Source organism: Acinetobacter sp. AG1 (genome assembly GCF_001005525.1).
GTDB lineage: Bacteria > Pseudomonadota > Gammaproteobacteria > Pseudomonadales > Moraxellaceae > Acinetobacter > Acinetobacter modestus.
The window spans coordinates 23,073-35,234 of sequence record NZ_LBMZ01000117.1; the positions used below are offsets into that span (position 1 = coordinate 23,073).

Genomic DNA, 12,162 nt, shown 5'->3' on the forward strand with positions numbered 1-12,162 from the left:
TTTATGAAAATTATTTCGTATGTCGTTAGACGTGACTATGGTTTTGCCCCCAATCCTTTTTTTGAATATTGTACTTTAGCTACATGTAAGCCTGATATCAGAAAAAGTGCTTCGGTGGGGGATTGGATTGTTGGGACAAGCTCTATTTCAACTGGAAGTTTAAATAAGTTGGTATTTGCAATGAAAGTTACAGAAAAATTAACTTTCAATGAGTACTGGTATGATGAAAGGTTTATGAATAAAAGACCTATTTTAAATCAGAGCAGGAAATCTCAGTATGGGGATAACATCTACCATAAGGAGGGTATAGAGTGGCTTCAACTACCATCGCACCATTCGGAAGAGGATGGTAGTTTTAATTATAAAAATATAGCTACTGATACTAAAACTGATAATGTTTTAATTAGTTCACATTTCTACTATTTCGGTGGTAATGCAGTTTCAATACCACCAGAGCTTTTGGGTATTGTAAAAAAAGGTCCAAGTTGTAAGTATGTTGATAATAGCTTGCATGATTATTTCTTGAATAATTTTATTAATAAATTTCCATTGGGCCTAAATGGATCCCCTTTTGCTTGGACAAAGCTACATCAAGAAAGAAATCTTCAGCTATTACTCTCATTTTAAGAGTCGGATAATTACTATAAGTAATGAGATAAAAGTAAAAATTAATAGTCCTGTCCGGACTAGTAGTTTCCCTTCGATAGCATTCACTTCTTTTTTAATTTCAATTATTTCCTTATTATATTTTTCTTTAAGTTCTTCAATATCTTTCTTTAGTTTAAAAGGTGAGAATATGTCACCAGTCATATCTGTAACTTTGTCACTAGAAATACTAGTTATCGGTTTATCTTTTTTTACATACTGATTATTTGCATAGTCTCCATTGAATATACCTTCTTGGTCTAAGTCTGCATACCAAATTAAGGCAAAAGGATTTCCCTTTTCAAGAACAACATCGCTCGGGCCTGCATTATAAACTGAAAAAGTCAGTTTTCCCTTCCAACCAGGATCGACATGGAAGCCTGAGACATTAATTAAACCTTTATATTTGTATTTTGCTTTAAATGATATAAAAGCTATATTCTGATAGGGAACATGTACTTCTTCTTCTGTGATCAGAAGAGCAAATTGTCCCTTAGGAATTATAAACTGTGGCTCTTCGACTGTAAGAGTTTTTTTTACTTTAATATCATTTTCAGAATTAGGAGTAATATAAACCTCAGTCCCAATAGTTAATACTAAAGAAGCGCAGTCTATTGCTGTATCAGGATGGGATGGAACTAAAGATTTCTTTTTACTATGTAGTTTGTTACCACTCCAGAACATTTCTAAACAACCTTATAACCATCTTTATAATTTCCATATTCTTCAAAATATTCGTGTCTATCCTCAACTTCGTACATTCTGTCTGCAATAAGCTGTTCAATGCCTTCAATATCATAAATGAAACAAAAAGTTATAAGAATTTCAAATATGTCAAGTACATATTTATTGAAATTTTGCCTAAATTCATGTTTTTCTACGTGATCTAATGATTCAACTGTTTTTAATATTTTGCTAGCAAGAATGCATAGATCCATGGCTAAATCTAGGCCGTAGCTTGCGCCTTCTTTTGTATATGACTTTCTGTTTAAATAATCTTGACCTATAGCATTTCTGAGTTCTTTAAGACTTGATAGCTGAAGATACTCTGGAGCTAAATGTTTACTTAGTCGATGTACGAAAATATTTGCATATGAGAAGTTGATAATTAAAGAGTCGATTACATACTTTTGAATTTTCACATTATCTATTTCTGGATTACGTATAACGTCAAGTATTTGACCACTATATTTTCCAATATGGGCAGCCATATGTTTTGCTTTGTTTTGCGTACTTAAAACCCAAACATCTTTATGATATCGGTCGTCATGAGACATTTGTTTTATTTCAAGTTCTTTGAGAATTTTTTGAGCTGACATATGCAAAAAACCAAACCTACTCTTAGCACACTCTATAAGATAGCATAAATTTTTAGGACTCTTTACATTTTGCGTTAGATTACTTGAGTTCTTAACAAGAACAGCATGTTTTTCGCAAAAAATGCACTCAGTATTTTTTTGTAGAAGATATACGCAAAGATATGGAAAGGAACTTAGAAGGAACCAAGTAGAAAAGAGAAAGAAAGCTAAGTAAATAATGAGAATGTAAATGTTTGATGATGCTGGGTAGAAAAATACTATAGAGACAGAGGCTAAGCTAAGAATGAAAGGAAATAAAACTCCTTTTTTAAGAATGTTCTTCTTTTTTTCTAAAATTTGCAAATAATTATTGCCTTCGATATCAGGTACTTTTACTAGGTTTTCTGTATAGTTAAAAAGATACATTACATAATTTATGTTGTGAATCTCACGTTTAAGACAGTAAGCAACAAACCTTCCACTAATGTTTGGAAGTTTAGCTATATTTTGTGCATATAATTCTCTTCCTTGAAGATTCTGGTTGAGATTGGATTTGGAGAATTTTGTTTTAAATTCTTTTAATAACTTTTCCTGTTCTAAAAGTTGATTTGACGAAATATTCGTATAGTAGCGCTTAAAAAGAAGCTGTATCCCAAAAGCTAGATAGCATAGTAAGGGGGATATAACGATGTAATTTATAAAAAAATAAAAAGATTCCTCAAGACTCATTTGTGGCTATATCCATTTCATGATAGGTTTTGTAAGTGAGAATTTTATACGATTTAGAAAGTAAAAATAACCACACATATTAAAGTTATTGATTTTAAATATATTTTTAGAAAAATCGCTTTTTTCTGACATATGTTGCTATTTTCTGGAGAGGATATCAGTAGGCATTATTTTATTTCAAAAACTGCGGTACAATAAGAAGTTTGTAAATTACATATTCCCATGAGGGTAAAATCGCCTGCGAGTATGTGATTTTAACCCTAATTTGAATTGAGCCGTAAGTTGTGATTCATAAAACGCAGCAAAGTAACCCTTCTTTAAAAGAGGAAGCGATCTATCCTAATTTTTTGAAAAAAATGGATATTTCTCCTGTTTATGAGACTTATTGGAATTTTGCTTGTAAAAGGCAGGATATTTACTTTAGTAGATTAAATAAACAAAGCATGCCATGGACTGATGATTCTGTGCTGAAAGTTCATAAATTCACAAATGCTTATCGTGCTGCAGATCGTGTGAGTCAATATTTAATAAAAAACGTAATTTATCGAGATGATCTACTTAATTCTGCAGAAGAAGTTTTTTTTAGAATTATGCTCTTTAAACTTTTTAACAAAATAGAAACTTGGGAACTTTTAGAAAAAAGTTTTGGGGCGATAACTTATAAGGATTTTAGCTTTCAAGCGTATGATCATATTCTACAGACTGCTATGGAAAATAAAGCTAGAATATATTCTGCAGCATATATTATGCCGCCAGGTGGTAACGCTTTTGGTTTTGCTAAAAAACATCAAAATCACCTGCAATTATTACAAAAAATGATGGATGACAAATTGGCTGGAAAGTTAGCCAAAATTAATAAAATGAAGGATGCATTCGAACTTATTAAAAGTTATCCAACTTTAGGGGACTTCCTAGCGTATCAATTTGTGACTGATATAAATTATAGTGAGCTTACAGACTTTTCAGAAATGGAGTTTGTTATACCTGGTCCTGGTGCCCGGGATGGTCTAAGAAAATGTTTCAGTGTTAAGTCCAATATTAATGAGCAAGATTTAATTAGATTTATGGCAAACCATCAAGAGCACGAGTTTGATAGGTTAGGGCTTGATTTTAAATCTTTATGGGGGCGACCTTTACAGCTTATTGATTGTCAGAACTTATTTTGTGAAGTTGATAAATATTCAAGAATAGTTCATCCAGAAATTTTAGGAATATCTGGTAGGACGCGTATTAAACAGAAGTATAGTTGTAGAGGTAATATAGATGCTCCATGGTTTCCGCCTAAGTGGAATATCAATGAGAAAATTGATCAGACTTTGATTACTTTATAATGACCAATTATTATAGATTAAAAGCACGTAGTTTAATTTTTTATTTTAGCGGTGAAAATTACTCCAAATTTACACCTTATGTTTTTTCTCTGAATGTAAAAATTTGATTTTATTGTTTTATTTTTGAGTATACGTCCAATCCTTTAAAGATGGATTTTTTCTTTAAGCACTCGTATCTCTTGCATAGTGAATAGTCTAGCATGATTGATTTTTGGACGTTTGGTAGGATCAATGTTTGCTAGTCCTTTCATAATGCAAGCTAGCATGATCATTCTGAGAGATGTAATTTCATTAGGAAATGCCCTCATTACCAGTTTTATTTATAGGCTCAGTCTCTCCAACTGTCAACAATGTCAGCCCAGTCTTGCATCATTTTCCGTCTTTGTTTTAGATGTTTAGAATGATTATAAGACGCTTTAGTTTTATTGGATTCGGCATGCGCTAATTGTTTCTCAATCCATGCTTCCTCATAATCCTTTTCATATAGTAAGGTTGATGCTGTGGCTCTAAAATCATGAGTAGTTACATCATTAAGACCGATATACTCCAACATGCTATTTAAAGTTGATGGTGAAAGCATCCCACTGCTCTTTTTGCTAAAAATAGCAGGGAACACAAGAATACCATCACCTGATATTTCATGCTGCTGTCGTAAAATTTTATATGCTTGATCTGAAATTGGTAGTACGTGGATTCTAGCTTTCTTCATCACTTCAATTGGAAATGTAATTAATCTTGATTCAAAGTCTACCCATGACCATTCCATCTTCCTGATTTCTACAGCGCGCAACATTGTGTAAAGGAGAATAAAGCCTGCATTTTTCACAGTTTGTGTGCCATTGTATTTAGGTAGGCTTGTTCTTGCTTTATATCGCTCTTCTTTCGTTAATGCTCTTGCATGATTGACACGAGGACGTTTAATTACATCACGTACTGCATAAGTAGGGTCATTCTCAGCACGAAGCGTTGCTATAGCATATCGAATAACACCACCCACGAATCTTCTGTTCTCAAGTGCCGCAGAAGCACCAGTAAATCTTCCATTTGATTCTTTTACAACACGATCTACAGTGTTATCAAGTATTTTAAGCACATCTGCTGCTGTTACATCGTTTACATTCTTCTTCCCAATCACAGGTGAAATATCTTTTTCTAAAGCAATATCAAACTTCTCTTGATATGTTTCAGACTTTGAACACATTCGTTTCAGTTTAAATTCAGTAGCAATTGAATCAAAAGTATTGGTTATTTCGACTAATGCTTGGGCTTTGATATTTTTTCGATCTTCAACAGGGTGTATGCCTTTTGCTAGCTTTGCTCTCATTTGTTCTTTTAAAGAACGAGCCTCGGCTAAACTAATAGCAGGGTATTCCCCCAAGCTCATTGATGATTCTTTGCCCTGAAAAACAAATTTAAATCGCCATACCTTAGTTCCAGTCGGTCTAATCTCTATATATAGTCGATCAGAGTCTAGTAGTCTATATAATTTCTCTTTGGGTTTCAGACTCTTAATTTTGACATCAGAAAGTTTTGTAGTAGCCATTGAAAGTATTTTGAATGAAATGTTACCCGTATTATTACCCGTTTTTATAAGGAATTAAAAGACACTAAAAAGAACTAATAAGAATAGTATTTATTTTATTTCAATTACTTATGATTTTTAAAAGAACTGTAAGGAATTATAAAAATCATTAACCATTATTATTTTTTACTACTGTTGCTTGCGCCATAATTCAAACTTCCACAATTACATATATTGTGCCGTAAAATGCAATCTTTTTCCATCGTTTAGCAATTTCGCGTTTAGAGCTAAATTTGTTAAAATATGTACCTTATCTCATTAACTAGAGTACAACGCATGTCTAAAACACGTGTGATTTATCCGGGGACTTTCGATCCAATTACCAACGGGCACGTTGATTTGGTTGCAAGAGCATCAAAAATGTTTGATGAAGTGGTTGTTGCAATTGCAATAGGTCATCATAAAAATCCAGTGTTTAGTTTAGAAGAGCGTGTAGAATTAGCAAAAGCTTCATTAAGCCATTTGTCCAATGTAGAGTTTGTTGGTTTTGATGGTTTATTGGTCAATTTCTTTCATGAACAACGTGCAACAGCGGTACTGCGTGGTTTAAGAGCAATTTCAGATTTTGAATATGAATTTCAGTTGGCAAATATGAACCGCCAACTTGATCCTCATTTCGAGTCAGTATTTTTAACCCCATCAGAGCAATATTCATTTATTTCATCAACATTGGTAAGAGAAATTGCTCGATTGAAAGGTGATGTGAATAAGTTTGTGCCCGCTGTTGTTGTTGAGGCATTTGAACGTAAACATCAGCAAGGTTGGTAGATGTCTCTTTATATTACTGATGAATGCATTAACTGTGATGTTTGTGAGCCAGTGTGCCCCAATGAAGCCATTTATATGGGGGAATTGATTTATGAAATTAACCCTGCACTTTGTACAGAGTGCATTGGGCATCATGATCAGCCACAGTGTCAGTTATTTTGTCCAGTTGATTGTATTCCGCTTGATCCTCAGCATGTCGAGTCACAAGATGAGTTGATGGCAAAATATAAAAAATTAACTGCAGAAAAAAATGCGAGCAATTAATTTCTAACTTTGATAATATGCGCCACGAAGTGGGCTGGACGGTCGCTGCTGTGGAGGTCTCCGTGACTGAAACAGGGGAGGAAAGTCCGGGCTTCATAGGGCAAGGTGCCAGGTAACGCCTGGGCGGCGAAAGTCGACGGCAAGTGCAGCAGAGAGTAGACCGCCTCATTCGTGAGGTAAGGGTGAAAGGGTGCGGTAAGAGCGCACCGCGTGTCTGGTAACAGTTCACGGCAAGGTAAACCCCACCAGAAGCAAGACCAAATAGGAATCCTGAGGCACGGCCCGTGCTGGATTCGGGTAGGTCGCTTGAGCGTATGAGTGATTGTACGCCTAGAGGAATGATCGTCCTCGACAGAACCCGGCTTATAGGCCCACTTCTCAAATTTTTTGAAATTGTGCTTGACGTGTGTATTGAAAGTTAAGATAATGCGCCCACAGTTTTCGGCTATGTAGCTCAGTTGGTTAGAGCACCGCACTCATAATGCGGGGGTCACAAGTTCAAGTCTCGTCATAGCCACCATTTTATAGACCACGCTCCTGCGTGGTCTTTTTTTATTTGAACTTTTTTTTAATTAATTTTTTTCTGTTTGAGAGAAGATTTGTTGAAAAGTAATCAAATAAAAATTAAAAGCACAAAAACTGTTCATATGTTTCATGTTTTCAATGTCATACACTTGACCTGTTGTATAGAACACTAGATAATGCGCACACAGTTTACGGCTATGTAGCTCAGTTGGTTAGAGCACCGCACTCATAATGCGGGGGTCACAAGTTCAAGTCTCGTCATAGCCACCATTTTATAGACCACGCTCCTGCGTGGTTTTTTTTATGTGCTTTTATTAGCTACCCAACTTATCAGGTATCAACTAAATATTATTTATAGATTTAAGGTAAAAAGAATAGCCATCAGGTTTTCTGATGGCTTTAATTGATTAGTTTTTAATGTGATTGAATTAGAAAATTAAAGAGATATATTGATTTAGTCTCAATATATCTCAGCAGAAAAATAAAAATTATAAATGCTTTTCAATCGTCGCTAGAGTTTGATGACTTTCATAAAAAGGTTTTACGATCATGGTGATAATAGGTTCTAATACACCATGTTCATCTAAGGCTACAACGACTTTAGGATAAAAACGTACAGCTTCATTTTGAAGATCTGATTCTTCAATTCCGATAGCAGCAAATACATCCTCTAAACTTTCGTCTTCATAAAAATCATAAAAGACTTTTACGCCGTATAGAATAAGATCTTGAATATAGGAAGACTGGCGTAGCTCTTTCCAGTATTCATAAATCATTACAAAGAATTCTTCAACATCCAGAGGTGTGACTTGTTTGGTGTATTCAGATAAAGGTTTAGCTTTATTATCTTCCCAAATATTACGCGCCAGACTTTCTAAGTCATCATTTGAAAGTAAGCTTAAATCGGCAAGTTGTTCTTGGATAAAGCGAGCAATACTTTCTTCGATTTTCTGTTCAATGCGTTGTTGTTGACGATGTGAAAAAGTCTTTAGTTTCTGCTGCCACTGATATTTGCTTTCAGAAATTTGTTCTTCGTCAGATTGTGAAAATAATTTTGGTAATTTATTTTGTAAAGTTGTGGTTGCAATATATTGGCATAATTGCTGAATTGAAGGACTTTCTTTCAAGAAGTGGTTTAAATAATGTCGAATATTTTCTAATTCGAGAAATTTAGATAACCACATTTCAAATTGGTGATCCGAAAAAACATCTTCTAAATGTGCTGAAGACTGCAAAGAAAAAACATGCAAGCGTTGAGCAATTTCACCAATAAACTCCAATAGTCCAGCACCAAGCTGCATTTCAAAGGCATAACGCTTAACAACTGCTTGGATTTGTTCAAGCTCTATCACTTCTTTCAGTTTGATATTTGGCGCATGTTGTAGAAACAACTGAATAAACTGCTGAAAGAACTCAGGAGAAAGCTGTGTAGTAAGCTGATTTTTATAAAATGCCACTTGCTCAAGCATAAGTGCTTGAGCAAGTAATTGTGACTTTTCAGAAACAATTTTTTCAGTCATTCGCGGTCCATCCATTGACGATAGGGTAGCGTCGTTCGCGACTGAAAGCACGTGAACTAATACGTGGGCCAATTGCACCTTGACGACGCTTGTATTCATTACGATCAACTAAGCGTATTACTTTTTCAACCACTTCAGCTTCGTAGCCTTTTGCAATAATATCTGCTTGGCTAAGATCTTCTTCGATATAAGCGTACAGAATTGCATCAAGTACATCATAAGCAGGTAAAGAATCTTGGTCTGTTTGATCAGGACGCAGCTCTGCTGAAGGTGGGCGAGTAATGACACGCTCAGGGATCACAGGTGTTTCACTTAATGTATTACGGTATTTTGCTAATTCAAAGACGATGGTTTTATAGACATCTTTTAATACAGAAAAGCCACCGACCATATCACCATACAATGTGCAATAACCGACTGAAATTTCAGACTTGTTACCTGTTGAAAGTACAAGGTTGCCAAACTTATTTGATAAACCCATGAGCAGCGTACCACGGGTACGCGCTTGTAAGTTTTCTTCCGTTGCATCCGCTGGTGTGTTGCCAAAGAACGGGAATAAGGTCTGCATGAAGCTATTTACGATTGGGTGAATCTCTGCAATACCAAAAGTTACACCCATACGACGTGCTTGTTCTGTTGCATCTTCTACACTCATTTGAGAGGTGTAAGTATAAGGCATCATCACGGCTTGTACTTTATCAGCACCAATCGCATCAACAGCAATAGCAAGTGTCAAGGCTGAATCGATTCCACCTGATAAGCCCAAGATCACACCTGGGAATCCTGAGCGTTGCACGTAGTCACGTGTTGCCATGACCAATGCTTGATAGATTTCGGCAAAAGTATCTAAAGTTGGGATGGCATTAGCAGTTTTAAACTGTTTTTGCTCTGCATCATATTCAGTCACATAAACAGATTCTTGAAAACTTGGTGCTTGTAATGCAAGTTCGCCATTTTTGTTACTAACAAAACTTGACCCATCAAAAATAAGATCGTCCTGTCCACCAACTTGATTGACATAAACAATATTCAGATTCAGTTGTTTTGCGAGTTCATTTAATGTTTGGATGCGATGCTGCGGTTTGCCAACTTCATACGGAGAAGCATTTAAGACAAGCACAGTTTCAACATTCAGTTGGCTAAGTTGTTTGACGGTATTCAGTGACCAAACATCTTCACAAATCAGCACACCAAACTTATGACCTAAATACTCAAAAACGAGATGTTGATGGCCATCTTGGAAATAACGTTTTTCGTCAAATACGCCATAATTTGGTAAGTTCTGTTTGTTGTATATTCCTAAAACTTGCCCATCTTTAATCACTGCGGCTGAGTTGTAACGGTGACCATCTTCAGTTTGATGTACGAAACCGAATACCATGACGATATCTTTTACTTCGCTTAATTGAGCGAACGCTTTTTGAGTGCGTTTTTGTAAATTTGGGCGAAGTAATAAGTCTTCAGCTGGGTAACCTAGCGTAGAAAGTTCAGGGAAGATGATCAGATCAGCCTGTTGTTGTTTCGCTAAATTTGCTTGCTCAACCATCTTTTGAGTATTTGCGTCAATATTGCCAATATGCGGAGAAAATTGAGCAAGGGCAATTTTAAAATTTTTCATTCAAACCTAATCCTAAGTCTTAACAAGTGCTGATATACAAGATTTTGATTTATATAAGTATAGTTTTAAAAACGTTTGTATATCATGGTGCTAAACATTCTGCATCTTAAAGAAAAATGACAAGTTCACTAATATATACTAAATGCACATTTTTCTGCGTAAAAATAACAAGTTTTTCTGTATAAAATACGAAGATCTATTGATCAATCTGTGTATTTGAAGTTATTCATATCAATCTATTGGGCAAAAATTTCAAAATTTAGTGCTTTTGTATAATTTTTCATTTCATCTTTTCATACTCTGGTGACAGATTAATTACAGCAAATACAGATTTTTTTATACGCTAGACTTATTCAATCACCGATAAAATTCGCAAAAAAGATTAATTTATTGAGTGGTTTGTTATTTTAAAAATAAATAAATTCAATGTCTTATGTTTTTGTGATTGTTTTTTATACCATTCGTCGGGTAAATCTATTTATTGCTTGAGTGTACATTTGTGCACTGCTATTATCCTAATTAATGTGAACATATGTACACTGTAATTTAAATCAAGTATGTGAGTAACATACAAAAAGAGGTAACGAATATGTCAGTTTTATTATTTTCTGTAGTTGCATTTGGTTTGGCTGTCGTTGTGGGTCGTATTGGTACCGTAATGTTCCAAGAGCAAGACAAACAAGCCTAATTGTAAATAAACATTTATTGATAATTGAAGAGGTAACGAATATGTCAGTTTTATTATTTCCTGTAGTTGCATTTGGTTTAGCTGTCGTTGTCGGTCGCATTGGTACTGTGATGTTTCAAGAGCAAGACAAATAAACTTTAGATTTAATCAGTCAGTTAAGAATTTCTTATATTCAAGAGGTTAGAGTGATGATGATTTCAACAATTTTATTTCCAGTAATTGCTTTTGGATTGGCAATTATTGTGGGGCGTATTGGTACAATTATCATGGATGATATACGCAAAGATACGGATTTTACGACGAATATGGACACTCGCCATGAACTTAAATCTAAAATGCGCAAAGGTTCTGTTGCATAAAGCAGATTGCGAATTTCTAACTTAAAAGCCCTGTCATTTATTTCACAGGGCTTTTTTATTGGTTCAGAATAATATTTGGAATTTTCTTTAAAAAAATATCTCGTGCAATATCACCTTGTTGTTCAATGTTGTAACTGGTGAAAGCCTTGGTTTGAATAAAGCGATAATGATAAGGATTATACTTTTTAAAACTAAGATAGTAGCCTGTCTGTAACAACATTCCTTTTAAGATGACATTGGTTTTTTGCTGAAATTGCAAGATGTGGGCGAGTTCATGAATAAAAATTGCCTGAATATCTAATGAACATTTTGAATAATCCTGATAAAAATGTTGTTTATGTACAAATAGATTGCCGTTTGGCGCGATAAAAATATTCAATGGTTGCCACGGTAAATACGGAATATTAAAGATTTTTACTACATGATAATTAATCAGATCACCGAATACAGATTGTGCGAGTGTAACTTCACCATCAGTTAAGCCACGCCATTTAAATTCATTCATGTTAAGAAAAACAATCAGAAAAGATATGAGTACAGAGGGAATAGCGTGGAATGATTCGAATAATTTCATCTGATTCAAATTCAATTCATGATTTGTTTAATACCATAGCAAATAGTTTAATTAGAAAACCAATTTTTGATTGCGCTTAGTTTTTAATTGTTGTGATGTGATTCAATTTATTGATTTTAGTTCATTAAAATTTAAGATGAAATTTATTACATTTTTCTCTTTATAATCATATTAATAGTAATTTAATCATCTATTTTTTCTTAAAAAACATGGTCTTGAATAGTTGTAATTGTTATTGAAAATTCGACTATTGATTGAAAG

11 protein-coding genes, 2 tRNA genes and 1 other RNA gene are annotated in these 12,162 nt (G+C 34.4%); 8 read left to right on the plus strand and 6 right to left on the minus strand.

The window, feature by feature from the left end; translation table 11 throughout:
* Positions 1-3 precede the first annotated feature (3 nt).
* The gene (locus AAV96_RS12275) at positions 4-627 is read left to right on the plus strand and encodes a hypothetical protein (protein ID WP_046739511.1); all 624 of its coding nucleotides are present in this window, start codon (positions 4-6) and stop codon (positions 625-627) included.
* Here the strand turns inward: AAV96_RS12275 and AAV96_RS12280 are convergent.
* Both AAV96_RS12280 and AAV96_RS12285 read right to left on the minus strand, forming a co-directional pair.
* Complete coding sequence (locus AAV96_RS12280; protein ID WP_046739512.1) at positions 619-1,329, minus strand: dCTP deaminase domain-containing protein; 711 nt, start codon at positions 1,327-1,329, stop codon at positions 619-621. The genes AAV96_RS12275 and AAV96_RS12280 overlap by 9 nt on opposite strands.
* Positions 1,330-1,331: 2 nt before the next feature.
* Complete coding sequence (locus tag AAV96_RS12285; protein ID WP_046739513.1) at positions 1,332-2,672, minus strand: hypothetical protein; 1,341 nt, start codon at positions 2,670-2,672, stop codon at positions 1,332-1,334.
* A 284-nt stretch (positions 2,673-2,956) separates the two neighbouring features.
* Here AAV96_RS12285 and AAV96_RS12290 point away from each other — a divergent pair, with 284 nt between their 5' ends.
* Positions 2,957-4,003: a nucleotide kinase domain-containing protein gene (locus tag AAV96_RS12290; protein ID WP_264673821.1), complete on the plus strand. Its 1,047-nt coding sequence runs from the start codon at positions 2,957-2,959 to the stop codon at positions 4,001-4,003.
* A gap of 328 nt (positions 4,004-4,331) precedes the next feature.
* On the opposite strand, the gene AAV96_RS12295 is transcribed toward AAV96_RS12290, so the two are convergent.
* The gene (locus AAV96_RS12295) at positions 4,332-5,546 is read right to left on the minus strand and encodes a tyrosine-type recombinase/integrase (protein ID WP_046739514.1); all 1,215 of its coding nucleotides are present in this window, start codon (positions 5,544-5,546) and stop codon (positions 4,332-4,334) included.
* 315 nt (positions 5,547-5,861) lie between these two features.
* Here AAV96_RS12295 and coaD point away from each other — a divergent pair, with 315 nt between their 5' ends.
* The 5 genes from coaD (at position 5,862) to AAV96_RS12315 (ending at position 7,412) form a co-directional block, all read left to right on the plus strand.
* Positions 5,862-6,353 carry a pantetheine-phosphate adenylyltransferase gene (gene coaD / locus AAV96_RS12300; RefSeq protein WP_046739515.1) on the plus strand — a complete coding sequence of 164 codons (492 nt, stop codon included), beginning with the start codon at positions 5,862-5,864 and terminating at the stop codon, positions 6,351-6,353.
* Positions 6,354-6,617, plus strand: coding sequence for a YfhL family 4Fe-4S dicluster ferredoxin (locus AAV96_RS12305; protein WP_046739516.1), 264 nt, complete (start codon positions 6,354-6,356; stop codon positions 6,615-6,617). It abuts the gene before it with no gap.
* Between the two features lie 26 nt (positions 6,618-6,643).
* Positions 6,644-6,999, plus strand: an RNA gene (gene rnpB, locus AAV96_RS17805) — RNase P RNA component class A.
* A gap of 61 nt (positions 7,000-7,060) precedes the next feature.
* Positions 7,061-7,137, plus strand: a tRNA-Met gene (locus tag AAV96_RS12310).
* 198 nt (positions 7,138-7,335) lie between these two features.
* Positions 7,336-7,412 (plus strand) — tRNA-Met (locus tag AAV96_RS12315).
* A 218-nt stretch (positions 7,413-7,630) separates the two neighbouring features.
* Here the strand turns inward: AAV96_RS12315 and AAV96_RS12320 are convergent.
* Complete coding sequence (locus tag AAV96_RS12320) at positions 7,631-8,662, minus strand: hypothetical protein (protein ID WP_005217857.1); 1,032 nt, start codon at positions 8,660-8,662, stop codon at positions 7,631-7,633.
* On the minus strand, positions 8,655-10,280 hold the full coding sequence (locus AAV96_RS12325) for an NAD+ synthase (RefSeq protein ID WP_004663482.1): 1,626 nt from the start codon (positions 10,278-10,280) through the stop codon (positions 8,655-8,657). The genes AAV96_RS12320 and AAV96_RS12325 overlap by 8 nt, the downstream gene beginning before the upstream one ends.
* 876 nt (positions 10,281-11,156) lie before the next feature.
* On the opposite strand from AAV96_RS12325, the gene AAV96_RS18300 reads away from it, so the two are divergent.
* Positions 11,157-11,327 carry a hypothetical protein gene (locus AAV96_RS18300; RefSeq protein WP_171249150.1) on the plus strand — a complete coding sequence of 57 codons (171 nt, stop codon included), beginning with the start codon at positions 11,157-11,159 and terminating at the stop codon, positions 11,325-11,327.
* A 55-nt stretch (positions 11,328-11,382) separates the two neighbouring features.
* On the opposite strand, the gene AAV96_RS12330 is transcribed toward AAV96_RS18300, so the two are convergent.
* The gene (locus AAV96_RS12330; protein ID WP_046739517.1) at positions 11,383-11,901 is read right to left on the minus strand and encodes a hypothetical protein; all 519 of its coding nucleotides are present in this window, start codon (positions 11,899-11,901) and stop codon (positions 11,383-11,385) included.
* Between the last annotated feature and the right edge of the window lie 261 nt (positions 11,902-12,162).

Bases quoted from the DNA above. Each gene is read 5' to 3' on its own strand.
- AAV96_RS12320 (WP_005217857.1), bottom strand. From the start codon at position 8,662: ATGACTGAAAAAATTGTTTCTGAAAAGTCACAATTACTTGCTCAAGCA.
- AAV96_RS12325 (WP_004663482.1), bottom strand. From the start codon at position 10,280: ATGAAAAATTTTAAAATTGCCCTTGCTCAATTTTCTCCGCATATTGGC.
- AAV96_RS12330 (WP_046739517.1), bottom strand. From the start codon at position 11,901: ATGAAATTATTCGAATCATTCCACGCTATTCCCTCTGTACTCATATCT.
- AAV96_RS18300 (WP_171249150.1), top strand. From the start codon at position 11,157: ATGATGATTTCAACAATTTTATTTCCAGTAATTGCTTTTGGATTGGCA.
- AAV96_RS12280 (WP_046739512.1), bottom strand. From the start codon at position 1,329: ATGTTCTGGAGTGGTAACAAACTACATAGTAAAAAGAAATCTTTAGTT.
- AAV96_RS12295 (WP_046739514.1), bottom strand. From the start codon at position 5,546: ATGGCTACTACAAAACTTTCTGATGTCAAAATTAAGAGTCTGAAACCC.
- coaD (WP_046739515.1), top strand. From the start codon at position 5,862: ATGTCTAAAACACGTGTGATTTATCCGGGGACTTTCGATCCAATTACC.
- AAV96_RS12285 (WP_046739513.1), bottom strand. From the start codon at position 2,672: ATGAGTCTTGAGGAATCTTTTTATTTTTTTATAAATTACATCGTTATA.
- AAV96_RS12275 (WP_046739511.1), top strand. From the start codon at position 4: ATGAAAATTATTTCGTATGTCGTTAGACGTGACTATGGTTTTGCCCCC.
- AAV96_RS12305 (WP_046739516.1), top strand. From the start codon at position 6,354: ATGTCTCTTTATATTACTGATGAATGCATTAACTGTGATGTTTGTGAG.